Source organism: Mesorhizobium sp. M7A.F.Ca.CA.002.15.2.1 (assembly GCF_003998715.1).
Classification (GTDB): Bacteria; Pseudomonadota; Alphaproteobacteria; order Rhizobiales; family Rhizobiaceae; genus Mesorhizobium; species Mesorhizobium ciceri.
In genome coordinates this window covers 1-25,865 of record NZ_RZPI01000003.1, presented here as the reverse complement: position 1 = coordinate 25,865, position 25,865 = coordinate 1, and the positions used below count along the sequence as shown (strand labels likewise).

General features: G+C 56.6%; 17 protein-coding genes and 4 pseudogenes. 6 read left to right on the top strand and 15 right to left on the bottom strand.

What is annotated here, in order from left to right; translation table 11 throughout:
• Nucleotides 1-360: 360 nt before the first annotated feature.
• From ENZ74_RS00500 to ENZ74_RS00485, 4 genes are all read right to left on the bottom strand, one after another.
• Nucleotides 361-2,700, bottom strand: a complete 2,340-nt coding sequence (locus tag ENZ74_RS00500) for a penicillin acylase family protein (protein ID WP_063170375.1) — start codon at nucleotides 2,698-2,700, stop codon at nucleotides 361-363.
• A gap of 352 nt (nucleotides 2,701-3,052) precedes the next feature.
• Entirely contained in the window at nucleotides 3,053-3,796 is a 744-nt protein-coding gene (locus ENZ74_RS00495; RefSeq protein WP_135921822.1) for an amino acid ABC transporter ATP-binding protein, read from the bottom strand.
• 94 nt (nucleotides 3,797-3,890) lie between these two features.
• Nucleotides 3,891-4,865, bottom strand: a complete 975-nt coding sequence (locus tag ENZ74_RS00490) for an amino acid ABC transporter permease (protein WP_063170377.1) — start codon at nucleotides 4,863-4,865, stop codon at nucleotides 3,891-3,893.
• 60 nt (nucleotides 4,866-4,925) lie between these two features.
• Complete coding sequence (locus ENZ74_RS00485) at nucleotides 4,926-5,768, bottom strand: transporter substrate-binding domain-containing protein (RefSeq protein ID WP_063169318.1); 843 nt, start codon at nucleotides 5,766-5,768, stop codon at nucleotides 4,926-4,928.
• A gap of 458 nt (nucleotides 5,769-6,226) precedes the next feature.
• Here ENZ74_RS00485 and ENZ74_RS00480 point away from each other — a divergent pair.
• Nucleotides 6,227-6,604: pseudogene (locus ENZ74_RS00480) on the top strand (alanine dehydrogenase); the annotation flags it as partial.
• Between the two features lie 354 nt (nucleotides 6,605-6,958).
• On the top strand, nucleotides 6,959-8,176 hold the full coding sequence (locus ENZ74_RS00475) for a serine hydrolase (RefSeq protein WP_063169320.1): 1,218 nt from the start codon (nucleotides 6,959-6,961) through the stop codon (nucleotides 8,174-8,176).
• Nucleotides 8,177-8,681: 505 nt separating this feature from the next.
• Here the strand turns inward: ENZ74_RS00475 and ENZ74_RS00465 are convergent.
• A pseudogene (locus ENZ74_RS00465) lies at nucleotides 8,682-9,068 on the bottom strand (transposase); the annotation flags it as partial.
• A 269-nt stretch (nucleotides 9,069-9,337) separates the two neighbouring features.
• The gene (locus ENZ74_RS00460) at nucleotides 9,338-10,993 is read right to left on the bottom strand and encodes an MFS transporter (protein ID WP_063169321.1); all 1,656 of its coding nucleotides are present in this window, start codon (nucleotides 10,991-10,993) and stop codon (nucleotides 9,338-9,340) included.
• Between the two features lie 581 nt (nucleotides 10,994-11,574).
• Between ENZ74_RS00460 and ENZ74_RS34885 the strand changes: the two are divergent.
• Nucleotides 11,575-11,741 (top strand): annotated as a pseudogene (locus tag ENZ74_RS34885) (IS21 family transposase); the annotation flags it as partial.
• 400 nt (nucleotides 11,742-12,141) lie between these two features.
• Here the strand turns inward: ENZ74_RS34885 and ENZ74_RS35635 are convergent.
• From ENZ74_RS35635 to ENZ74_RS00415, 9 genes and pseudogenes are all read right to left on the bottom strand, one after another.
• Complete coding sequence (locus tag ENZ74_RS35635; RefSeq protein WP_199489648.1) at nucleotides 12,142-12,348, bottom strand: SDR family oxidoreductase; 207 nt, start codon at nucleotides 12,346-12,348, stop codon at nucleotides 12,142-12,144.
• Nucleotides 12,336-12,617 (bottom strand): annotated as a pseudogene (locus tag ENZ74_RS35630) (SDR family NAD(P)-dependent oxidoreductase); the annotation flags it as partial. The pseudogene ENZ74_RS35630 and the gene ENZ74_RS35635, both read right to left, overlap by 13 nt.
• A gap of 27 nt (nucleotides 12,618-12,644) precedes the next feature.
• Nucleotides 12,645-12,842: an SDR family oxidoreductase gene (locus ENZ74_RS35625; protein WP_063169323.1), complete on the bottom strand. Its 198-nt coding sequence runs from the start codon at nucleotides 12,840-12,842 to the stop codon at nucleotides 12,645-12,647.
• A 739-nt stretch (nucleotides 12,843-13,581) separates the two neighbouring features.
• Nucleotides 13,582-14,475, bottom strand: a complete 894-nt coding sequence (locus tag ENZ74_RS00440) for a polysaccharide deacetylase (RefSeq protein WP_224570030.1) — start codon at nucleotides 14,473-14,475, stop codon at nucleotides 13,582-13,584.
• 145 nt (nucleotides 14,476-14,620) lie between these two features.
• A complete protein-coding gene (locus ENZ74_RS00435) occupies nucleotides 14,621-16,024 on the bottom strand; it encodes an aspartate aminotransferase family protein (RefSeq protein WP_063169325.1) in 1,404 nt (467 codons plus the stop codon).
• 13 nt (nucleotides 16,025-16,037) lie between these two features.
• Nucleotides 16,038-17,516, bottom strand: a complete 1,479-nt coding sequence (locus ENZ74_RS00430; protein ID WP_063169326.1) for an NAD-dependent succinate-semialdehyde dehydrogenase — start codon at nucleotides 17,514-17,516, stop codon at nucleotides 16,038-16,040.
• Between the two features lie 973 nt (nucleotides 17,517-18,489).
• Complete coding sequence (locus ENZ74_RS00425) at nucleotides 18,490-19,668, bottom strand: Xaa-Pro peptidase family protein (RefSeq protein WP_063169327.1); 1,179 nt, start codon at nucleotides 19,666-19,668, stop codon at nucleotides 18,490-18,492.
• Between the two features lie 401 nt (nucleotides 19,669-20,069).
• Nucleotides 20,070-21,218, bottom strand: a complete 1,149-nt coding sequence (locus ENZ74_RS00420) for a M20 family metallopeptidase (RefSeq protein WP_063169328.1) — start codon at nucleotides 21,216-21,218, stop codon at nucleotides 20,070-20,072.
• 36 nt (nucleotides 21,219-21,254) lie between these two features.
• Complete coding sequence (locus ENZ74_RS00415; RefSeq protein WP_063169329.1) at nucleotides 21,255-22,433, bottom strand: aminotransferase class V-fold PLP-dependent enzyme; 1,179 nt, start codon at nucleotides 22,431-22,433, stop codon at nucleotides 21,255-21,257.
• An 844-nt stretch (nucleotides 22,434-23,277) separates the two neighbouring features.
• On the opposite strand from ENZ74_RS00415, the gene ENZ74_RS00410 reads away from it, so the two are divergent.
• The 3 genes from ENZ74_RS00410 to ENZ74_RS00400 all read left to right on the top strand — a co-directional run.
• Entirely contained in the window at nucleotides 23,278-23,745 is a 468-nt protein-coding gene (locus ENZ74_RS00410; protein WP_063169330.1) for an Lrp/AsnC family transcriptional regulator, read from the top strand.
• A gap of 409 nt (nucleotides 23,746-24,154) precedes the next feature.
• Complete coding sequence (locus ENZ74_RS00405) at nucleotides 24,155-25,342, top strand: M20 aminoacylase family protein (protein ID WP_063169331.1); 1,188 nt, start codon at nucleotides 24,155-24,157, stop codon at nucleotides 25,340-25,342.
• Nucleotides 25,343-25,421: 79 nt separating this feature from the next.
• Nucleotides 25,422-25,865 (top strand): amidase family protein (locus tag ENZ74_RS00400; protein WP_245470923.1); only part of this gene is annotated, 444 nt, incomplete at its 3' end.

Here is a 25,865-nt window from a genome sequence, read left to right as displayed (position 1 = left end):
TGATGCGGCCGCGATCGAGCCTTGTAGTAACAGACGCGCTCTCCGGTGGTCGGGCCAGCACCTTACCCCTCTTCCCTATGGCCCCAAGGCAGAGCAATTGCCAATGCGGGACATCCCGCTTCTAAGTCTCCTGCAACATTATTGGAGGCCGCGACGGCCCTGCTCGTGACGATCAGGGGTGGTCGCCGCACACCAGCGGGATCATTGCCCCACAAGCGCATCCAGATTCCGGCCGGGCGTTCCGCTGTCAATATCAAAGTCGGCCGGCGGGCGCTAAAGTGTCGATCCTCACCTTGCCGCCAGGTGAGTTCGACCGATATGTTCCTGCTACAATGGTAAGCGGCCTATACTGTCGCATCCTCAACAGTCAGCGGGAGACAGGACGACCCTATGTTCGAGCTCCCTCCGTATGGACTCCTCTGAATATAACAAGGGCTTGTATTCGCCCCGTTGCCAATCGTGATTGAGGTCACGATAATGACTTGAGATCGGAACACCCGACTGACCTGGATTGTTAATAAAGAGACTGTCATCCCATGACCCAACGTCCATGATTATCCGCACTGACGGTCCTTCTGAAACAGAGAATTGGCCGCTTCGGTAACTCGAAAAATTGAGCGTTGAGCTACTTCCGCCGAGGGCTATGGCGCCCAACGACCATTGTTCAGACGTCAGTGCCTGCAGAGGGTGGCGCAAATCAAGCTTATGTATACTGCCCCATGCCCATGAGGCAGAATCGTCGCCAAATCGACATATGCATTCACTCCAGGCAGAAGTTAGGGATTCCATTATGGAATGCTTCAACTTTTCACTAGGCTCTGCCTGTTCGAGCCAAGAGGCTATGGCCGAAGGCTGTAAAGGCACGAGCAGTGCCAACACTTCATCGTCAGCGCTTTCTAAGCGAGCTACTGTCGGGCCAAGGTGTTTGCTAAGCCAAATCTCAAAGAACGCGGCGGCTGGCGAACTCGCATCCAAATGCCGGTCCCAGTTAGAAAATAAGTGCAACGCAGGCATGTTTGCAACCGAACCGAGAAGAGTGTCTAGTTTCGCAAGAATACGAACTGCTATCGGCGAATACACCGAACATTGCAGCGACATGCAGTCCCGCAACGAGATCTTCTCTGATCGTGAGAGAGTTGTATGAAGGGTATCATGTCTGCTGCTGTCAGACCACTCGTAGCCAAAAGCAGGATGCGATCTACTCCATTCCTCCGGAACATTCATTGCGTTGGCAGTGGCGACAAAACCTTTGGCGGGGTTCATCTCGAACGGCCCATCGTCCGGTGACAAATACCCTTCCCATTCGAACCGACCGTCTCCTGGAACCGGAAGCAGGCCGTCCCAATTTCTTCGGACCGGAGCCGCACCTGACGGTTTCCACGCAATTACATTCGACGTGTCCGCATAGATGTGATTAACTGAAGGACAACCCCAGTTTGCTAGACTGGAGGTGTATTCTGAAAATGTCTTAGAGCGCATTACGGCCAAGCTGGCCATGTAAGGTGCCATGCCGGGATCCATCCATACGGTTCTCAGTGCGAAGGCGCGGTCTTTTTCAGCATTTTGGTTTAAAATGGGTCCATGGCGTGTGAACTGAAGCTTTACCTCCTGGTCGGTGTGGGCGCGAACTGGAATTTTCTCGTGTATAGTCTTCACCTGCTCCCAGGCCCCTTTATATAAGTATTTATTTCCCTCACTCTTGGTTTCGTAAACATAAATATCTTCTTGGTCAGCGCCGAAAATAGTCAGACCAAAGGCGGCTGTCCCGTTGTGACCCATGGAGATTCCTGGGATCATAGGCTCTCCAGCGCCAATTACATCGAGCCCGGGCATACTCAGGTGTACAAGATACCTGATGGACGGAAGGACGTGCTTGCGATGCGGGTCTAGAGCAAGGATTGGTCGCTCCGTTGTGGTTTTTGTTGCGGATATGGCCCAGTTGTTTGAGCCCTCTTGGAACACCGTCTGCATGATCTCATCACTCGGTGTTACGCGGGTCCAACGGTCAGCTTCCTGAAGACTTGCTGCAAGTCTTTCCCTCGAGAATGAGACGGGACAGATTGCCAAGCGAAAATCCTGCAGTACTCGATCTGTCATAAAGGCGAGGTCAAGGCCCTCCGCTGGTCGTGGCGCTATCGGAGGTGACAATTCTTGTCTCAACCTGTCGAGGCGGGTACCTCGTTCCACACCTGCCAATGCCATCACCCTGCAGCGCAGAAGCTCCGAAATCGCATTTCGGGTTAGTGAGTGCGTTCGCACGCGAACGACGTCTTCGGGTTTCCAATAGTCGGGAGTGTGACCGAGGAGGCCAAACTCGGGTGGCAAGGCAATCAAACCGTCATGGCAACTGTCTACGTAGGAATTGATCCCCTCGGCAAACGCTGAGCATATCTCTTCGGAATCCGGGCCGTACGCCTGCCATTCTGCACTCATGGCTCCGCGAAATAAAAAGAGACGCGCCGCCCGATCCTGCTCCAAATATCCGGGGCCAAAGTCTCGTGACAGGAGACCGAGACCTCGTTTGCGCGCAATATCAATTTGCCAGAGGCGGTCTCGAGCTGCATTCCAACCCTGCGCGAAAAATAGGTCGTGCAAGTTCTGAGCCTTGATATGAGGAACCCCCCATTTATCAATGTCGATCGTGACCTCACTCTTAAGCTTGTCGGAGCTGTGGCGGTCGAAGGTTATGTTCTTTAACATGTGTTGATCCGTTTGGTTCACCCAAAGATGGTCGGGAATCTGCCAGAGGACGACGTCTGCAGATTGTGGTCGGTTGCGGGCAGAGGGTTGAGGCCGCACTCTTGCAACCTGATCATGTGTGGCGAGCCAATCCTCAGCGCGCCTGGACGCGAACTGGCACGGTGGGCTGCGCACAAGCTCAGCGGGATCCTACTCTCGCGCTTCCGGGAACGAGGCGCTTGCCGAGAACGCTCTGATGTATGTCAGCCAATACGTACGAATACAATATCCGCACATGTTGTCTCGCTGGCCTGAGGCAACGCATTCGATACACAGTAACTCGGTCGAACGGCCTCGTTGAAGGATGGCTCCCTCAATGCGACAAGATCTGGCTGAGAAACAATTTCGTTCTTTCGTGCTGCGGGTTTCTGAAGAAGTCGTGCGGTGTACCCTCTTCGACGATCTCACCTCGATCCATGAAGATTACTCGATCGGCCACGGCGCGCGCAAAGCCCATCTCGTGGGTGACGCATACCATGGTCATGCCGTCGCGTGCGAGTCCGGTCACAGTCTCGAGCACTTCAGCGACCATCTCTGGATCGAGCGAGGAGGTCGGCTCATCGAAGAGCATGACTGCAGGCTCCATACAGAGGGACCGGGCAATTGCGACGCGCTGCTGCTGTCCCCCGGAGAGCTGAGCCGGATATTTGTTCGCCTGTTCGGGAATGCGCACGCGCTCTAGGAATTTAAGCGCGATCTTTCTAGCCTCACCCTCTGGAACGCCCTTTATCCACATCGGCGCCGCCATACAGTTCATCAGCACGGTCATGTGCGGGAAAAGATTAAAGTGCTGAAAAACCATGCCGACGCTTTTGCGAACTTCAGCTACGTTGCGCATTTTGTTATGTAACCTAATCCCAGTGACGGTAATCTCGCCATCCTGGTGCGCTTCGAGCCGATTGACGCAACGGATCAGCGTCGACTTTCCCGAGCCTGAGGGCCCACAGATGACGATACGTTCGCCCTTGCGGACGGTTAGGTTGATGTCAGTTAGTGCTCTGAAGGCACCATACCATTTGGATACATTCTTAGCTTCGATGACTTCGTCGCTCAATATTGCATCTCTCTTGTTCATTGGCGCATCTGTAAGTGCCTTGAAAATGGCCGAACCAACTTAGACGTCTTTTTTAGCTTGACCAATGAATTCACGATCATCGCTTCTTACTTCTGGCAAAATGGTCCTCGATCCGGGATTGGACCAGTTCCAGGCAGGCGGATAAAATCCAATAAATCATTGCCGCTGTTACTAGCATCTCCATAGTATGGAAGGTTGGCTGGCCGAGTGAGTGAGCTAGATACGTCAGCTCCCAAACGCCAAGAACCGAAACGAGAGAGCTGTCTTTGAGCATTGAGATGAACGTGTTTCCCATCGGGGGAATGATAACCGGAAGCGCTTGCGGCAGAATGATTCTGCGCATTGTGAGCGCAAAGCCGAAACCTAATGACCGGGATGCCTCCCACTGGCCGCGATCGATGCTGGCTATGCCCGAACGGAAGATCTCCGTCATGTAGGCACCACTGCATAGCGAAAGCGCCAACACGCCTGCAGGCACGGCATTAATAACGTAACCTACCTGGGGCAAGCCCATGTAGATCAGATAAACCTGCATGAGAAGCGGCAGACCCCGGAAGCATGAAGTGTAGAAGCTGACTATCGCGTAAGCCATGCCGTTGCTTGACAGTTTCGCAATCGCGCCGATTATTGCGATAGCCGACGCAAATAGCAGTGACATCGCTGATACGTAAACTGTAGTAACTACCCCCTGCGTAATTAGAAATGGCAGGTTTGCCCAAATAAATGGCATGCTTAAGTCAAATGCCGCGAAGAGCGAAAGGAACAGTAGCACCAACTCAAACCATACGATCCCGATTTGGATTTTGAGCGGGACAAAACCAATCAGCACGAGGTTGAGGCAGAACATTGCGGCAATTACAAAAGCGATCGCAATGCGACTGTAAAACTTCACTTGTGCGTGATCGCCAATCACGGGCCGTAGGAGTTCGCCCATCGTGGTGCCCGCTACGTTGAAGATAAGAAAAACCGCGAGCACAATTGCAAATATGCAGCCGATAAACCATGGCTTGTGGACGAGCACCTCAGATTCAACTGTATCGTGGTAAAGCATAAGCATTTTCTTCCTAAGAAGAGGCGCCCCCGGGAAGGGGACGCCCACGATTGTGTCATGTTATTTATCGACGCTGAAATCCCCCCCGAACCACTTGACCGAGAGTTTAGCAAGAGTGCCGTCATCCTTCATCTTCTTGACCGCGGCAGCGACCTTGTCGATAAACTCCTTATCGCCACGCTCGATTGTGACAGCGCCCGGGGCGTAGAATAAGGGATCGCCAATAACCTTCAATGGATAGCCAGATTTGATTGCCGCAGCCGCCGTCGTTCCTTCAGTAATGACGCCATCGAGACGAACACCATCGCCGAGGCGCAGGTCGTCAAGCGTAAGAGAGTTAGCACTTGGATAAGCCTTCACTTGGCCCGCTGTAAATTGATATTGTATTGGCTTAGCGCCGATCCATGCCGGTGTGAGCTTGTGATTGGCATACAAATCGCCAAGAGTTCCCGCTCGGACGCCGACGATCTTGCCCTCCAGGTCGGAAGGCTTCGTCGCTTTGCTATCCTTGTGAACGACAGCGACTTCGCCTTCGTAGAAGTACATGGCCGGGAAGGCGAATTTTTTGGCGCGATCGTTGGTCGGCGTCATTTGACCCATGGCCATGTCCCAACGCCCCCCCCACTGGCCTGCCTGAATGATATCCCAGCCCGGGGTCACGAATTTGATCTTCACGCCCAAGTAGTCCGCAATGCCCTTCGCGACCTCTACATCATCACCGTCGAGTTCATGTTGGTCGTTCAAGTGAGACAAGGCTCCCCAGTCGGACCCGACCGCTACCGTCAATGTCTGTGCCGCGAGCACACGATCAAGGACTTCGCCGGCGCAAGCCTTGGCTGACAAAGACATCGACGCAACCGCCATGGAGACTGCAACTACGACCGTCGTTACATGATTGTTCATCTATAGTTCCCTTTTTTCTCGTTCTTATTTTCTTGAAAGCTACCTTCGTCGCCACCGAGAGGAGTGTCTTAGCGGTGCGCCATTGCTCCCTGCTGATTGGACCCATCCCGGTCCGTCATTTAACGAACGACACCTTATCGCTCTGCATTGTTGGCATTCAGCGAAATCGAGTTCGATGATGCAGGTTTCCTGCGAACTACCCTTGGCTTTCGCCGGATCGCTCTGGCGATTTCACAAAGCACGGATACCCTGGCCTCAGAGAGGTCGGCGAACTCGCCAACTCGCTGGACTCCGAAGGCTGCAGATTGCATCGCCACAAGACGTCTTGTTTGGAAGGATCTAAACTGGACTGGCGCGTTGAATTACACCTTGCAGGGCTGACTCTGGTCACGTGGGAACTGCGGTCCAAGCCCCTCTCTCTCCCTAATCTCGACCTCCCTAATCTCGACCTCCCTAATCTCGACGACCTCTTCGCCGGCCGTGTGCGCACCCGCTACTCAACCGTCGGGGCGCTCGAGGAAGAATGCTTCTCTGCCGACATCGTGGTCGGGGCCGTGCTGATCGCCGGTGCTGCCGCGCCAAAGCTCGTCACCCGCGAAATGATGTCCGGCATGAAGAAGGGCTCGGAGCTGGTCGACGTCGCTATTGACCAGGGCGGTTGCTTCGAGACGTCGCATGCGACGACTCAAGCCGAGCCCACCTACGAAGGCGACGGCGTTATCCACTATCGCGTCGCCAACATGCAGAGTCGCCCATGCCATTTCGCGATTTCTTGCCTTGCGAGTTCGCACGTATCCCTCTGGGTCAACATCGTTGATAGACCAGAGAATTTTTGACTCATCGTAGCTCGGACAGCGGAGACGCGTTACAATTGTCAACCCGTTCGGACCCGGTTTAATCGAGATGTACTCGGCATACTGCGCATGATGGCTCATGCCTCTTGTAGCTGGAAGCGTTCGGCAAGTTAGGTCCTACTTGCCACGCGAGAGCGGGGCCGCAAGTATGCGCCGGCCGCAATACAACGCTGATTTGCTGCGTTGTCGAGGACATTTCGCATAGAATGCGCGCCTGCCGCTGCTATGATCATAACATGTTGTGATTTAGTCCAGTCCGAACTCCCGAGGTTGGGTCGCAACTCTCGATAGCCAGCTGGCGCCGGGGGCGCCTAGGCATGAAATTGGATCCCATGTATGACAGAATTCAAACAACGGCAAACCGTCGGTAACGCGTCGGAGAGCGTACTCGAATTCGACGGACAGCAATACCTGGACGGCCGTGCATCGGATCCTCGCGAATTTGGCTGGATGCGCGGTGCGCCGCCGCCGCCAGACAAGCGTGTAACATTCGAGAATGAAACTGTTTGGACCTTTCCTCAGCTTCGCTGGTCGCTATCGCATATGCGTGAGCTGCGGCCCACAGTCCAAGTGTGGCGAGGGCGGGGCGGACCGTCGCAGCTTGAGTGCAGCAACAGGTCTACCGAAATCGATGGGCTCACGTTCGTCGACATGGACGACCGCACCAACCGGTTCGAGGAGGCGCTATTCGACACCTACACCGACGGCATTTTGGTCCTGCATCGGGGGCGGATCATATACGAACGATACTTCGGCGCACTCGCGCCGCACGTACAACATTCGTGTCAGTCAATCACCAAATCGTATGCGGGCACCCTAGCCGCGGCGTTGGTGCATGAGGGCATTCTCGACGACAGGAAGACAATATCGCAGTTTGTGCCGGAATTACGAGGTACAGGGTGGGAAGATGCAACGCTCCGCCAAGTCATGGACATGCAAACTAACGTTGCTTTTACTGAAGATTACACAAGTGTAGACAAGTCATATAGATGCGAATACCTGCGTACCATACGAAAGGAAGGGGCGCACGGCAAATTTGTCTACAAAGGCGTCGATACCAATGTTATGGCTTGGGTTATGTCGCGCGCAACGGGCCGGTCGTTCGCACAACTGTTGGAGGAGCGCTTATGGTTGCCACTGGGCTGCGAAGAAGACGCCTATGTCGAGATCGACCCGACAAACGGTATGCCGAGGGCGCATAGCGGACTCAATGTGACGTTGCGCGACTTGGCGCGTTTCGGCGAGCTGATGCGATGTGAAGGCTCGTGTAATGGCAAGCAACTGGTTCCCGCGAGTGTTGTCTACGACCTTCAAGATCTCGACCACCCCGCCAAGCCGGACCTCCCATTCGGCTATACATACCGAAGCCAATGGTGGGTATCACACGACGAGCTTGATGCTATTGAAGGTCGGGGCCTTTACGGCCAGAACCTGTACATAGCGCCAAAGGCGGAGATGGTGATTGCGCGCTTCGGGTCGCACCCCGCTTGCGACCACATTGATCGGATTAGAAGGCCGCAGATGCAGGCATTGGGGAGGATGCTCCGCGCGTAACTTGATGCACTAGACGGTCACCGCGCTTGTTTAGGAATTTCCTGCAAATTCGCGGTTGAAGAACTGGGGCGCCTACGCCGAATTCCTGCGTTCGGCTAGGGGGCAATTGGCGCAAAAGGCCTGTAGACGCTGCTACGCTTATGAAGTAAATACCAGAAGCCTCGCTTCCCATATGCATAATGCAGACCGATCTGGCTCGCTTTTGCTGAGGAAACAATGATCACCGAACATTGCATATTGATTGGGGCCGTCGCGACTTTGTATTGCGAGAATGGAACCGGTGGACCTATTGTATTCTTGCATGGTGCCGCTTTCGGGCTTATCCGTCAGCTTGACCTGAAACAAAACCCAACCCAAACATCAACGAGACCCAGGATCAGACCGAAAAATGGCCGCCTTCAAATCGGAATGCTGGCCGGAATGAAATCGGAATGACTGGCCGGCTTCAAATCGGAATCGGTGGCCGGCTTCATCGGAATACGCAGGCAATGGTATCGGCATCAGTGGCAGCGCTCTTGCGCTGCTTCTGGACGGTGAGATCGGCGGTTACCTGGGAAAGCCGGGCGACCAGCGCCTTGAGCCGCTGCTGGGCCGCGCTCGGCGGCAGCGTCGGCTGCAGCCGTTTGACCTCGCTATAGCGGGCGATGACGGCGGCGTCGATCCTGTCGGTCTTCTCCAGGAAGCCCATCGCCTCGGCGAATCAGCGTACGCTCCTCGCATTGGCCATGCCGCAGGCTACTCCCAACTCCCACGACAGCAGGAAGGGAAGCCGTTCGTAGCCGCCACTGGCCTCCATGACGACGAGCTCGACACCATTGACCTAACACCAGGCAGCAAGCTCGGCTATGCCTGCCGCATCGTTGCGAAAGCGGCCCGCCGCTCCGCTCGGCACGACATGGGTATCGAGCCAGTCTTTCGAAACATCCACTCCACAGATAGTCTTGTTCACGGTAACCTGCCTTGTGCGTGCGATTGGAGCCAAGCGACTATTCGGTCGTACGTGACGAAGGCGAAGATCCCAGGCTCACCCACGGTTGTGGCCGGAGGGGTGTCGGGCGACTTCGCCTTGCTTCGAACCGGATGGCCATCCGGTTCGAGGCTCAGTCGCTTCCATCGCACAAAGTCCTCTGCGTGCAGATACAAGGGGTTAACCTCGAAGAGTCAGTGTCGGAGAAAATAACGTGCTGATTCATCGGACTTTAGGGCCGAGCTTGTTGGTCGCTCGATAAAAAGCATGATTTTAGGCGGAAGCTGTCCTGCATGCAATTTCAGCACTTGTTTACCCAATTCCTTGTCTGCTTCCGTGAGACGATGGTTCAGGCGAAGGTAGTCGGTCCAGGTCGGCGTGCGGAATGTCTCTATCCATTGCATAGGCTCCTGAAGGTTGCGCTGGAGAGTCCAATGACGAGCGCCGACGCGACTGTGCACATGCCGGCGCGCCCGCATGAGTTCCAGGAATGCTTCGCGATTTTCCTCGGGCACTAGGTACTCGACTTTGACCACGATGGGACCGCTTCTTGGCTTGAGATTGAGGGCGACTGCCGGTGCGTCGAAGTCCTCCAAAGCATCTGGATCGGATTCGCGGCGCTCGCGAAGGGGAAACAGGAGGCCCGTGGCGGCGACCAGCAGAAGGGCTCCAGCGGAGCCCTCCAGTGCCAAGGTCAGTGAATGGTTCTGGGCCACCGTGCCCCACACCCAACTGCCCGCTGCGATGCCGCCATCGATCAATGCATAGTAAATCGAGATGGTGCGCCCCACGACCCAGCGCGGGCTTGCCAGTTGCACGGTCACGCCGACCCCGGACCAGGCGGTGACCCAGCCCGCGCCACCCATGGCGAGTGCAATTGCCGCCACTGCAATCGAAGAAGTCAGCGCAAGCGAAAGGGAGCATGCCGCGCAGGCGACGCATGCGAGCGTCATCAGCCGCTCTTGTGACAAGCTCCGTCTGAACACGCTGTTCGAGATGCCGGCGAAGACGGCGCCTGTCCCGAATCCGGCCATGAGCGTGCCATAGGCGAGCGGTCCGCCTCCCAGCTGGTCGCGGACAACCAGCGGCAGCAGCGCGAGAATGGCGATGCTCGCCAGACCAAAGAGGGTTCCGCGAGTGATCGCCGTCTTAATCTCCGACGACATCGCCGTGAAGCGTAGCCCGTCATAGATCGCCGTCCTCATCGACTCACGTGGGAGAGGTGATGAGCGAACCATCCACTTGCAGCGCCATATGGTTACCAAAGGGACCAGATAGGTAAGACTGGTTACGGCGAAAGCCGTCATCAGCCCAAAAGAGGCAACTACTATGCCACCGAGCGCCGGGCCTACGGTCCGAACAGTGTTGAAGCCAACGGAGAGGAGCGTGACGGCGGCGGGAACGTCGCGTCGGTTCACCATATCGCCAACCGAGGCCTGCCAGGCTGGATCGTGGAGAGCGCCGCCGCATGCGATCAAGAAGCTGAAGCCGAGGATCATCCACGGATCGACAAAGCCCAGCACCACAAAAGCCGTCAGCATCGCAGATGCCAATACCATAAGGCACCGGCCGGCGAACATGACCCGGCGCCGGCTGAAATTATCAGCCAAGGCCCCGGCGAAGACGGATAAGATGAACGCTGGCAGGTTTGAAGAAGCCTGAACCAGCGCGACCATCAGATCGGAAGTCGAAATCGTAGCCATCAGCCAGCTGATGGCAACAGTCTGCATCAACCAGCCGAGCGAGCTGACCTGCGTGGCGAACCAGATTGAACGAAAGCTCGGATTTCTGAGGGGCGCAAATGCTCCTGGCGAATTTGGATCGGCGACTTGGTCCGCAAGACTGCTCATCAATCTAACTCTTGCCTATGAGCCAGTTTTACATTGCTCCGACAGCCAGCAGCCGCCCAACCCGTTGAAGGTCCGAATCGGCCAATGTGCGCAAATAGTTACAACGCCCGGCAGGAGATTGAACTCGCTGCCGGGCCGATGCGCCTTGGGAGGAGGCGTAGTTGGAACCTTTGTGAAGACTTGGAACCAGCCGCATCAGGCCAGCCTACACTTACAATATGAGGATCAGACCACTCCAGGATTTTAGTGCATTGAATGGGTACTCTTCCAGCAATCCTCGCCAACAAATGCAGGAGATCGGCGTCGAGCTCCTAAATCTGCATAATATCGGTGATTCGCGGGCGAGCAGTGCAGTGGGCACATTCTCCAAGCTAAACGCTGAACGGGCTTTTTGCTTCTCAAATCGCCATAACAGGGAGAGATGGGCAAATACTACTTCAATATGCTCCCAAGGACGCTGAGTTGACTGCAGCCTCAGCAGAGCTCTCCGCGTGCCTTTTTGCGGCTCCCCGCGGTGCTCGCGCCCGCCGCGCCTGCAAAGGCTTTCCTCAACAGTCGTTCAGTTCGAGCAGCCTTTGCCAACTCTGACTCAAAAGCTGCCCGACTGGATTGACGGCCTCAGCTTCTTCGGCGGGTCACTGAGGCGATCCGTCTGCTACAACCTGGTGTGGCCAAGGCGCTGTGGTTCGCGCCGACGCTGAACGCGACCGTTGCGACAATGACCGAGCAGTACGACACTGCCATATTGATCGCTGGGAAGCGCGCGAAGGGTAAATTCAACTTGCCCACCACCGCGATCAAATGTGCGCCGGGTAATGGCGCCGCTAACAGGATCGACCACCGGAACCGGTTACCGGCAGAGTCGGTCTGCATCCGGGAATTGCAGGGCCATCCTGTGTATAGGCTTAAATTGCGCTATTCTTCTCTACTGTGACAGGCGGGAGCCGCCGTCGACGGGGATCACTGCGCCCGAGACGTAGAACGCGTCGTCCGAAGCAGGAAGGCGATCACCGCCGCCTGCTCCTCCGGCGAGGAGACGCGCTCGAGCGGATTGGCGCGACCATCAGGCGTTGGTAGCTGCGTACGTGCAGCGCTCGAGTCATGTCGGTGGGGACCACGCCGGGCGCCACCGCATTCACGGTTATACCCTACAGGCCCTGCTCGCCGGCCTGCTGGAGCGTGAGATACGCGATCCCGGCCTTGGCCACCGAATAGCCTACCGTTCCGGGATAGCCCGTAAGCCCGAGGATCGAGCTGACATTAATGATCCGCCCGCCCGGCTGGCGCATCCGCGGCCGCAACTCGCGGGTCAGGCTGATGACTGCACGCAAGTTGATATCGATCAGCGGGAACAAAAGGCATCGTCAGTATCGGCGAGCGACTTCGAACCGCCAATGCCGGCATTGTTCACGAGGACGTCGAGCGTCTCGATCCTTGCGGCATCCAAGGCGGCCAGAACCCGCCCTGCGGCGTCGGGCATGGCCAGATCGCAGACGAGCGCCGTCTGGCCAAGGCCCGCAGCTGTGTCGTGCACTTTATCCAGAACATCCACTAGCAACACCCACGCCTCTTCCGAGCCAAGCCACGCCGCTGTTGCGGCACCGATCCCGCGCGCCGCGCCGGTGACGACGACAGTGTTTCTGACCGGAGCTTAGGCAAGGCTGCCTCCGTCGACCGTAAGCGCGGCGCCGATGGTGAAGCCCGCCGCATCGTCCAGCAGATAGCCGACAGCTGTCGCCACCTCGGACGGCAACCCCATTCGGCCCATCGGATGCGCAGCGATGATCTTCGTCCGGCGCTCGACCTGTGCCGCTTCTCCCCGGGCGAAGGCGACGCCGGCCTCGGCCAACGGCTGGCGATGGTTCCGGGGCAGACACAGTTTGCGCGGATATTTCTGCCGCGTGGTTCAGCGCCAGCGTGCGAGTCATCATCACAACCGCCGCCTTGGTCACCGAATAGATCGGCACGTCCTTCGAGGCCTGCAGACCAGCAGTCGAGCTGAAGAGCACCACCGATCCGCGGCCAAGCTCGCGCATCTGCGGGATGCAGCTTGCAGATTCGCCAAATGGCCCCGACGTTGAAGCTGAACATGGCTTCGTACCCTTCACGTCTATCAGCCGCTTCATCGCACCGTAATGCCAGCGGCCGCGACCAAGCCCTCAACCGGCCGGCCAAAGCTCTCGCGGGCGAGGTCGACCAGCCCTTCCAGCATCGCCGGATCGGTCACGTCGCAGACAACTCAACGGGCACCAGGACAGGCGGCCAGAGTTTGGTCCAGAGCCTCTTGCGACAGGTCAGCCAACACCAAATCCGCTCCACCCGCCGCCAGCAGTTTGGCACTGGCCGGGCCAAGCGCGCCACCCGCCGGTAATCAGCACCGTTTTTCCGGCAAAGGTCGTGTCAATCAAGATTGTAGTCCTCCTCCAAGATAAGAACTCCCACTGTACCCGCTCTGAAAGCGAATACCGGACAGCGGATGATCCGCGTCATTCCAAATCCATTGGTGACCGCCGCAACGGTCGAGGCGCAGGACGGCTTGCGCCGCCCCAAGAACACCGCACTCTACCGGCGTTCCTGTCTGAGAGTTTTCAGAGACATGAGGACGCACGCTCGGCGACCTGATGATGTGTGGCGAACCAAACGTCACCCTTTGCTTTGGCGCGTCGAATTAATTCTTCTACGATCCAGATCCGTGAGCGATATCCAATGACGTGTGGATGCAGAGTCAGCTGAAATAAATCGGCATCTTGATAGGCCCCTTCGAACTCCCGAATAAATACAGAAAGCACGTCGTCGACTGATAAATCTGGCCGTGAAGACCCATCGGGACTCATCCAAAGATAAGTGGCATCGTCTCGAATCCATTCGACCGGTATTTCAATCACTCCCGTGGGTTCCTCGTCTTCCAGCAGCTCATAGCAACTATCATCGGCCATAAGGGATGAGTCGTATGTCAATCCGGTTTCACGTATGATCCGTAGAGTTGCGTCGGAAAAATCCCAGGAAGGCGTTCGAATTCCCGTCGGGCGTTTGGAAGTGATTTTTTCAAGAGTGTCGGCACTCCTCATCATTAAAGAGCGCTCGCTCTCTGCGCTCAGTTCCGAGTTTAGCTCGTGTATCCAGCCGTGCATGCCAATTTCATGGCCTTCATCGACAACTGCGCGTTGCTCGTCTGGATACAACTGAGCGATCACAGCGGGAACGAAAAAACTCGCCGGAACGTCGTACTTTCTCAAGAGTTCCAAAGCCCGAGGCATCCCTCGTCGGCTCCCGTACTGACCCCAGGATAATCTGCTTAGCGATCGCCCTCCCCTGCGCAATTCGTTCGACTCATGATCGACGTCGAACGAGATGGCGAAGGCACAGCGTTTACCGCCGGGCCACATTGGTCTTAGTGCCTTGCCCGCTCTGACTTTGTTGATGCGCCGCCGCCAATGGCTTTCAGGCCATTCCCAGGGATTGAGTGCGGTCGAATTGGCCACCAGTTCCTCCTGAGCAGTGTCTGCATTGAATTCCGCCGAAAACTCAATGAGCGGAACGCGGCACCAGCTCAGCTGGCAGCCCCGCAAGCCGATCAGGCCGTCGCTTGAGTTTGCGCCTTGATTACGACAAGATGGCCCAACTCATTCAGATTTTCTCACTCTCGCGAACAAGCTCATCCATAACCGAGCGCACGGCGCTTTCTGCGATTGCAACAATCTCCTCCGCCTCAGCTTTGGTTGTAACCAGCGGCGGAGCAAAGCCCAAAATGTCCCCGTGCGGCATGGCCCGAGCGATAAGACCACGGTCACGGGCGGCCTTCGAGATTCGCGCACCTACCTTGAGCGCCGGATCGAAACGCTTCCGATTGTCGCGATCGGCAACGAACTCGATTGCGCCCATAAGACCGACGCCCCGCACTTCGCCGACGATCGGCAACTGCGCGAACCTCTCCTGCAACTGCGCCTGGAAAAACGCGCCGACGTCACGCGCATTGCCGGGGAGGTCTTCTTTCTCGACAATATCGAGGACCGCGTTGGCCGCGGCGGCGCCGATCGGATGACCAGAGTAGGTGTAGCCGTGCGAGAATGCCCCGACCTTGTCGGCTCCATCCTCCAGGACTTTATACACCTTCTCACCGACGATTGCCGCTGAAAGCGGGAAGTAGGCCGACGTCAAACCTTTAGCGATCGTGATGAGGTCTGGCTCGATGCCATAGTGCTGTGAGCCGAACATGGAACCGGTGCGGCCGAACCCTGTGATCACTTCATCGGCAATCAGCAGCACATCATGTTTTTTGAGGACCGTCTGTACCGCTTCCCAATAGCCTTCCGGCGGAGGCGTGATACCACCTGTGCCGAGGACGGGCTCGCCAATGAAGGCGCCGACGTTGTCCGGGCCGAGCCGCTCGATCAACTGATCAAGCTCGGCGGCGCGGCGAGCGGAGAATTCGCGCTCGGTTTCGCCCGGGGTTGCGCCCCAGTAATGATGTGGAACACCCGTGTGAACAATCTGCGGAAGTGGCAGGTCCATGTGGTCGTGATAAAAGCTCATGCCCGTCATCGAGCCCGACACGACGCTGCAGCCGTGATAGCCGCGTTCACGGGAGATGATCTTCTTTTTGGTCGGCTTGCCACGCAGGTTGTTGTAGTACCAAACAAGCTTGGCCTGGGTCTCGTTCGCATCCGAGCCGGACATGCCATAGAACACCTTGCTCATCTTGCCCGGCGCCATCTTCACAAGGCGATCGGAGAGGATCGCAAGCTCGTCGGTCGTGTGCGCCGCATAGGAGTGGTAATACGCCAAGCGATAGGCCTGACGCGAGATCGCATCGGCGACTTCCGTGCGGCCATACCCGACATTGACGCAGTATAGGCCGGCAAAGCCATCGATAAATTGGTTGCCATGCGCGTCCTGGATGCGGATCCCCTTCCCTGTCACCACGATCGTTGGGTCGCCGAGCTTGCCAGTGGCGAAATCTTTAAGCTGAGTGAAAGGATGCAAGACCGAGTTGCGGTCCTTTTCGGTGATCTCTTTGATGTTGATGGTCATTGAATGCTTCCTTTCAGGCCGCGATGTTGCCGATGCAGAGGTATTTGGGTTCGAGATATTCGATAAGACCGTGCCTTGAGCCCTCGCGACCAAGGCCGGATTGTTTCCAGCCGCCGAACGGAATGCCCGGCCCCGTAAATTTTGGAGTATTCACGGCAACCATGCCATATTCGAGCCGGTCGGAGAGCCGCATGGCTCGGTTGAGATCTTGGGTATAGACGTAGGCCGCAAGTCCCATCTCGGAATTGTTGGCTCGCGCGACCACCTCCCGTTCGTCGTCGAAGGGCAGGATTGCAGCGACAGGTCCAAACGTTTCGTCCTTCGCAATCACCATGTCATCGGTCACATTAGCAAGCACGGCCGGCGTGACGAAGTTCCCGCCAAGCGAATTGTGCTGTGCGCCTGCTACCATTCGAGCCCCGGCTGCTAGAGCCTCAGAAACCTGGTGCCTGCATTTGTCAGCACCAGACGTCTTTGTCATCGGACCGATGTCGACACCTGGCTCCAATCCGTGCCCGACCTTTAGTTTACTGGTGGCCTCGGCAAATTTTTCCGTAAAATGCTCGTAAATCTCTCGCTGCACATAAATCCGGTTTGCCGCGAGACAGTCCTGACCGGATGTCGCGAACTTGGCTGCCATGCAACCGGCGACCGCAGCGTTGATCGGCGCATCGCCGAAAAGGATGAAAGGAGCATTGCCGCCAAGTTCGAGCGAGACTTTCTTCACTGTCTTCGCGGATTGCTCGAGAAGGATTCTGCCGACCTCGGTGGAGCCCGTAAAAGAGAACGCACGCACGTGGGTATGCAACAACAGCCGTTTGGCAAGTGGCGGAGCTTCGCCCGTGATCACCTGAAACACGCCGGGCGGAATGCCAGCATCCCCGGCAAGGCGGGCAAGCGCGAGGGCCGACAGTGGCGTTTCGGGTGCCGGCTTTACAATCATTGTGCAGCCAGCGGCCAGTGCAGCTCCAGCCTTTCTGGTGATCATTGCCGCTGGGAAGTTCCATGGCGTAATGGCGACAGTCACCCCGATCGGCTGCAAATGCACGGCCAGCCTGCTTGCGGGGAGATGGCTGGGAATCGTTTCGCCGTAAGCCCGCTCCCCTTCCCCTGCAAACCAATCTAAAAAGCCGGCAGCGTATGAAACTTCGCCGCGGGCTTCAGCAATCGGTTTTCCTTGCTCGGCCGTTATGATGACAGCCAGGTCTTCGGCGCTCTCCCGCATGCCTGCCGCCCATTTCCGCAGATATGCACCACGCTGTAACGGAAGCATGTCGCGCCACTTGAGGAACGCTGCTCTTGCGCAATGGACCGCGTCGTCAACGTCGGCGTCTGCGCAAGCCGCAACTTGAGCGATCTCGTCACCGCTGGCAGGATCAAACACGGCAAGAGTATCTGATTTGGAGAGCCAGGCGCCGTTCAGATACGCATCACCACGCAAAAGGTCTGGCCGTTTGAGCCTGCGTAATGCCGTGATTGACGTACCCCTCATCTAAGACTCCAATGGTATGCTGATGCCTTTAGGTTATTGCTGCCACAGCGCCGATCGGCAGCGCAGTTGATGCCCCTTTAGCTGCATTCCTGCAAACAGCAGCCAATTCGCGTAGAATTGGACACGGCTCACAACTTCACTTGCCAGGAGGCTTAGCGACCGCGAGCGAAGGTCGCGCTGGTCGCCGGCGGCGCGGAAAGTAGTTGGTTCCAGCGCCGATCTCCCGATCCCGAGTTCCCGATCTGGCCTCGTGGCATTAAGTTCTCGACCGACACCGATCAGGCGCACTGACGCAGGCGCAACCGCCTCGAATCTTAGACGGAACTCGCCGCAAGGCTACTTTCGTCCGGCACTGTGCAGGGTGACCGCGACCGCTTCAGACACGATGGCATCGCGGACGACTTCATTCGGAAGGAGGTCTTGGGGTCCCGAAATTGAGGTCCCCGCGATAACCCAGACATTCACTTGGTGAAGTGGTGAAGTCGCACGAAACAGCAGAAAAGGATGAAGCGAGCCCCGGGCAAAAGGCGAGCTTCGCTGCCGAGCCATCTATCGGGAACAACGTGTGCTGATGTCGCGACGTGTTGCACGGACGGGGCGGACCATACTCGCGTTCCCACCGGCGCGCAGGGTTGGCAAGAGCCCGCTTCAGGCGCGCGTAAACTCGTCCTCAATGCTCCTCAAAAGCTAAGTCCTCTTGCGTCATCCGCGCATTTGTAGAATGGGGCAACGTTCACGCCGCGCTCGCGTCACAGGTGGCTCATTTCGGCCTACGGATCTTAATCTCCGCTGATGCAGAGAACTCATGTGCTAGGCGAGATTCTCCTGTCCCAGAGGTTGGGCATGCCGCACCTCTCAGACAGCGCCGTCCTTAAGCTAGATCCGTTCATCCGCTCGCCGCAGAAACAAATTTCAACCGGCTTCGAACGGACCCAGTGAGATCGCAAAACGATTTGGGTCACATCCAAATCACCTAGTCCACGACGATCAAGCGGCGATCAACATCTGCCAATCGCTCACCGCCCCTTTCGGTTACAATAAATGATTCAGAGATGGCGGCGCCGAACCCTTCGAGCCTAACCCCCGACTGAAAATGGAAGCACATTCCTGGTTGTAGGATGGTCTTGTCGCCCGCGCGAATACTAACCGTGCGTTCGCCCCATTCCGGCGGGAAGTTGAGTCCGATTGAATAGCCGGAGCGGCCTATCTTGATATACCCGTTCCGCTTGAGGATATCTTGCCACACCGCATTAAGCTCCTCAACGACGGTACCAGGCTTTGCCATCTCGAGCACAGCATCCCCGCCTTCCACTATAACCTCAGCAAGACGCGAGACCTCTGCGGGTGGCTTTCCGATGTGGACGGTGCGGCACAGCGGCGCACAGTAGCGGCGTCGGGTGGCGCCGAACTCCATGAGAACCAGGCCAGAGGTCGGCAAGGGCTCCTCGGTCCAACTGAGGTGCGGAGCGTTCGTTTGTTCGCTAGTCTGGATAAGAGGAGGACCGCTAGAGTCGCCATATTTACCGTCCACCCCTCGTGTCTGGGCCCGGTACACCTCCGCGACGACCTCATGTTGCGGCACTCCAGGCCTTAGGTTAGCGATTGCCGTCTGCATCGTATGCGTTGCAAGGTGGCCCGCTTCTCTCATGTAGACTAGTTCAAGGTCAGATTTTATAAGCCGTGCCCAATTGACTAATTCGCGGCTATCAGAGAATTTTGCATTCGGAAGGCCTTTGACGAGATGTTGATGTGCTCGGGCAGTATAGAAGTGGGCGTTAAGCTCGACACCGATTCGATCAGATCCCCAGCCGCGCGAATTGATAAGCTCGCAAAGATCGTCAAATGGATGTAATTCTGGATGTTGAAGTCTATGATCGGAAAATGAGCTTATATTTTCTCTAGGCAGATCCGTCGTTATATAAGCGGAATTTACATCGACGAAACGTCCGAACCAGAGGGGCATGTCCGACTGGAGATGCACTAAGACCACCTGAGGCACGTAGAACGAATAGCCGTCAAAGCCGGTAAGCCAATACATATTCGCGGGATCCTGGCAGATCAGCAAGTCCAGCCCCGCTCGCTCCATCCGCTGCTTCACGTCATGAACACGACGCCGAAACTCCTCGGGCGGAAATGGCTTCTCATATTTCATCTCGTCGAGTCCTTCAAAACAGGCATTCCTCGAACGGATCAGGCATTCGTCCTGTCCGCATACTTTCTCTTCGTATCACGTCACAAGAGGCTGTTTTCCCCGAGGATTTCTTCTTGTCGCGGAAAATCTGCATTTCCTAGGCACTTGCCGTACGTTATCCGCATATGAGCGCCAAATTTTCGGTGGCTCTGCGTCTCCGGTGGAAGATCATGCCCTCCCTATGGTGAAGACGCACTCTGCCTGTCGCAACAGAATTTCAAGCACGGGCGGCAAGATCTACGTGGGAAGCGCCGACGAGACCAGCGAAGATCGGGACGTTGCGGCCGCCACGCTCATGCAGCATCCGGGGCGTCCGCGGCCCAATGGACGGGGTTTGAGCACCCCCATCAGGCCGGCCACTCCTAATATGTGAGCATGATTCTCTGGTACAAATCAGCAGCCTTGGTCAGTTGATCGATTTCAACGAACTCGTTGTTCGTATGGGCTTGGGCAGTACGCCCGGGTCCGATAATCACACACGGGATCCCAGCCAATGACAGCTGATTTGCATCCGAGCCGCCGGTGGCTCCCTTCTGCTCTCCGGTCCCCGCGACGTGGGCACAAGCCGCTCCTGCGACTGCTGCAATTTTGCTCGACCCGGAACTGATTGGAGGCGGGTCTTCCAATGCGGGAAGCAATGACCGAACATTGATCTTGTCTTCGCCCTGGCGAAGGCCTTCCAGTATGCTTTCTACCTCCGCCAACGCGTCCTGCGGCCGCTCCCCGGGTATGAGACGCCGATCGACCCAGATACGGCATACCGGCGGTACAGTGGTAAGTTCCAAACCTCCTTCGATGAGGCTCACGGTCAGCTGTGATGACCCTACCAATGGGTGCTGCGCCCGAGACACAAGGGATCGATGGTGCTCATCAAGTGCCAATACCACCTTGGCCATGCCCGTGATCGCGTTCACTCCGAGATGAGGCTTCGACGTATGAGCCGGTACACCCTGAACCTCGATTTGCCAGCGGACAGAACCCATGTGAGCTACAACGAGCTCTAATTCGGTGGGTTCACCGACTACCGCACCCTCATAAGCGACACCGGAATCGGCTATAGCGCGGGCGCCAAGTTTGCGGTACTCTTCGTCAATGCTGGCTGCCACAACAACCGTGGCCCGGGGCTGCCGTTCACCAAGTGAGCTAAGCGCAATCAACATAGCTGCAAGTGAGCCTTTTGTGTCGCAGCTACCTCGCCCATATATTCGCCCGTCCCGTTGCTCACCCGAGAATGGATCTGATTCCCACCTATCGATAGGAACGGTATCCATATGAGCAATGAATAGAATACGCCTATCGGGTTCTTTCCCAGGTACCCAGGTCAGGAAATTCGAGCGACCATCGGCCACCTCCTGTATCCCGTAAGCCAGCTTCCGCTCCTTGCAAAAACCCTCGAGGAACTTGGCTACACCTTGCTCTCCACTACCTTTTGGCGACAGCGATGGATTGATGCTCTCGATCTTTATAAGATCTTGGAGAAGTCCGATAGTCTCGGCGCTCTGGGTCGACATGTACTCTCCTGTGTGCATGAACTAGCCGTGTCGCTCTTACTTCGACCAGCTCTTGGCCAGATTGATTACGCGATCGACTTCATCGGCGGTGTTGTAAAGATGCAGGGAAAACCGGAGCATGCCTCTGCGTATTGAGACGATTACCCCGTTCTTCGTGAAATGCTCGTGAAGCGACCGAATGCGGGCGTCGACTGGGCGCCCTTCAACAAGATCGCTGGAATCGCCAACGGCTACGATACTTCCAGTGTGAGCGCCTGGTGGCCCGCCGCAGACCGGAAGCCCGATATCTAAGAGACCAGTGGCCATACGTTTTGCGAGTGAGGTAACGCTCTGGTCGATCGCCTCGGTTCCGATATCAAGTAGCTGGCCCATTGATGCATATGCAGCCAACATGCCAGGGAAGTTGTAATGCCCGATATCAAAGCGGGGCGCGCCAGAGCGCAACTTTACAAAACTAGGTACCGGAGCTGATTCTGGCGCGTTTCCGAAATCTACGCTGAAGCGCGCAAGATAGGCCGGGCTCAGCCGATCGGCCCATTCTTTACGGCAATATAAAAAACCCGATCCATAAAGACCCATCAAACCCTTCACAGTGGACACTGCTACACCGTCTACGCCAAGTCGATTGACGTCGGTGTGGAGTATCCCAACAGATTGCGTCGCGTCCGCCAAAAGAAATGCACCGTAGTGCCTACAGGCTTCGGATATCTGCTCCATGACGGTCCGAAACCCCGGAACCATCGTCACCGTCGCCAAGGCAACAACGCGGGTATGAGAATCAATCGCCTTTACGAATGCATCAGGGGGAATTGAGCCGTTATCCGGCTCTACGACTCGCAACTCGACATTGTAGCGGTCTCTGATCTGAATCCATGGCAAGATATTATTTGCGTGTTCCAATTTTGGGCATAGAACGACGTTGTCTCCATCTCTCCAATCGATCGCATTAGCGATGATGTTGATGCCTTCCGATGCATTCTTGGTAATTGCAATTTCATCGTGATCTGAATTGATAAATTGTGCGAACCTAGCGCGAGTACGCTCGACGTGTTCGAGCATTCTTTCTTCGTCGTTTAGGCCATGCAGCCGATTGTTCAAATGAGGCTCGATTGAAGCCAATGTTGTGCTTGATATGAGGCCCTGGTTCGCGACATCCATGTAGATGGCGTTTGCTGTGGCTGGAAACTCCTTTCGGAGGATGTCCAAGGGAAGCATATGGCTTTCTCTCCTGGGAGTGCGGACGGCGGTTGAGCTACCTTGTTCAGGCGATCGTTCCGGCAAGGGTAAGAATGCCGCCAGACTGGTCTGCGCTGACCTGCCCATTTTACACGGTGCTCGTGCCGACTTTGGTCTAACATTCGGTCTCCCACGCCGCATTCCTGCGCCAAACCGCGATTCACGCAGAGATCGCGAGCCATTCTCGCGGATCACTGAAGCGTCTCGACGGAATGCAGCTGCAACAACTGCCTCACGAGAGATCAATTTGGGTAATTCTCAGACCGCGGATAGGGCTTCTTACCAGTGCTTGGAGCGACGTTAGCCTGACTGAGCCGACGACCTTCTCCTCCAGCCCCACACCCATGCGGATCATAGTTCACTCGCGGCCGACGCGCGAGGGCCGTAAGGCATCCGAAAGCCGGGGCCGGTTCATAGCCTGACTCTCATGGTCTCCGATTTATGCTGCAACGCCGACACCCTTGGTGATGTCGCTCCCTAACACGCTTGCCTCGAACTGATGCGAGCGTGCTGCAACTCATGTTTTCTGCGCCTGAGCAACGAGATCGGTAGGATCTTTTCGACCGGGGATCGCCCCCACCCGATCGAATCTGCCGTTCTTGCGCTGGCCCGCAACTGCTCACCAGCAACGCCCATCGATTCAGCGGCACCCCTCAGATAGTTATACTATGCCGGTATTGTGCGCAGATGGCGAAAGAAACGCCGATTTTCTGCGACTTGGACCGACTTTAGCGCCGAGAGGGCGTTTGGCACTTGCTACATTTTGGACGTACGGACTGGCGGCCTTGGCATTGGCCGATATCATCATGAGCAGAGATTGTGAATGGATCTGGATCGAATTGACCGGAAGATTCTCAACGTCGTGCAGCGCAACAATCGCCTTACGACAGAGGAATTGGGCGAACTTGCCGGACTATCGGCTACCGCTTGTCAGCGGAGATTAAAGCGACTTCGAGACGCTGGCGTCATCGAAGCGGACGTTGCCATAGTTTCACCGGAAGCCGTCGGTCGGCCCCTGCTCCTGCTGGTATCCATCACTCTCGAGCGCGATCGCGCCGATATCATCGATCGTTTCAAGCAGGCAATTCGGCGGACGCCTGAGATCATGAACGCTTACTACGTTACGGGTGAAGCGGATTTTATTATTACGGTCTCTGCTCAGGACATGGCCGAGTACGAGGCGTTTACCCGTCGTTTTTTTTACGAACATCTTGAAGTAAAGGGGTTCAAGACAATCGTTGTAATGGATCGGATCAAGGCGTCGTTTGCTCTGCCAATTGCTGAAGAGTAGCCTTCAAAAGAGCCCGCCCAGGCAACCACCACGCGCCTTCCGCGGGTCGCAGTTGTCCCGCACTTCTGAATGTCGGCTGTCCTATTTTGAATGGTCCCGCATATATACCAGGGCACCTCCTCTCAGCCTGCAGGTGTTATGCGCCAATGACCAAAAAACGATGATATTCTGCGGGACCAAGGCGCCCTTCGCGCAACCAAGCTCTTTGGCACTTGCTACATTCTGGGCGGAGCGGAATTCAGGATTGTCGGTCCCCGGCTAATTGGAGCGGCTTCAGTCGGCGGAATAGCTGGGGTGCCTACGTCGCACAGAGGATGCTGTGCTCCCGGCAGCGCGGAAACGGGTCTCCCGGCTCTCGCAAGGACAAAGCGTGAAATTCGCCTGCAACCGGCAAGAAAGGAAAGTCCCCGTGGCAATTCTCAATAGCGTCGCAGAGTTTCTCCCCGAGATAGTGGCTTGGCGCCGGGACATCCATGCACATCCCGAACTGGGCTTCGACATCCCCCGTACTTCGGCATTTGTCGCCGAGCGCCTGCGCGAATTCGGCTGCGACGCCGTCGCGACCGGCATCGGCAAAACCGGCGTCGTTGGCGTCATCAAGGGCAACGGCGTCGTGAGCGACGGTAACCCAAAGGTTATCGGATTGCGCGCTGACATGGATGCGCTGCCGATCAACGAAGCGACCGATCTGCCCTATGCGTCCAAGAACAAGGGCTTGATGCATGCGTGTGGGCATGACGGCCACACCGCGATGCTGTTGGGTGCCGCGCGCTATCTTGCCGATACTCGGAATTTCGCTGGAACGGCGGTCATGATCTTCCAACCTGCCGAGGAGATCGGTACCGGCGCCGTTGCCATGCTAGATGACGGTTTGATGGAGCGGTTCGGCATCGAGCACATCTACGGAATGCACAATCGTCCGGGCTTGCCGGTAGGTGTCTTCGGAATCCGGCAAGGTCCAGTGATGGCGGCAACTGATAGCATAGAAATTAGCATTGAAGGGCGAGGGGGGCACCCTGGAAGGCCTCATGAATGCATCGATCCGATTCTGGTCGGCGCTCAGCTTGTGACGGCCCTGCAGCATATCCTGGCTCAGAACATTGACCCTGTCGACTCGGCAGGAATTTCGTTCCACCAGTTCCAGTCCGGGCAGAGACTAGTCCCCGTCGTTCCGCAAACAGCGGAGTTGGTGGGCACCATGCGGACGCTAAAGCCGGAGGTGCGCAAGTTCGTGAAGGAGCGGGTGGGCGAAGTGGTCGCCGGCATCGCCCAGATAACCGGCGCGAAGATAGATATTAAATTTCAGAGCTTCGACGCAATTCTCTTCAATGAGGTCCAGCAGACCGACCTTGCGAGAAGCGCGGCCAAGGGCGTGGCCGGTGAAAACAATGTGCTCGAGACGCCACCGGTAATGGGGGGGGAAGATTTCTCCTTCCTGGCGCAGGCGCGGCCGGGTGCTTTCGTCTGGTGCGGGAACGGTGACAGCGCCGGCCTGCATCACCCTGCCTACAATTTCAACGACGAGGCGATTCCTTATGGAACATCGTACTGGATCAAGCTCGTAGAGAACACGTTGGGATCCCGTCCGACGTCTTGATGATCGGTCTGACAAGGGCCGCAGAACGAATGAATAACTGCCGTCTTATGCCAGGCTTGAATGTAGCGGACCTCGTAAAATGAAAACTCGTTCATCCGTGCCAACATCTCTTGAGGGTCTGTCGGCGTGCGAATGCCTGGAACTCTACCGAAGGCGGCAGCTCTCGCCTGTTGAAGTCGTCGATGACTGTCTCAGCCGCATCGACGCCAACAACCCGGCGCTGAACGCATTTTGCCTCGTCGACCACGAAGGGGCCAGGTCTGCTGCCCGGGCCTCGGAGGGTCGATGGATGAAGGGGGAACCAGCCGGAGTACTAGATGGCATTCCGGCCACCATCAAAGACCTCACCTTGACACGAGGCTGGCCGACAAGACGTGGCTCATTGTCCGGCAGCACCGAGGGACCCTGGACTGAAGACGCCCCTGTTCCAGCCCGTATCCGTGAGACCGGTGGCGTTATCCTGGGCAAGACAACCACTCCAGAATTTGGCTGGAAAGGGGTAACAGACAGCCCGGTCTACGGG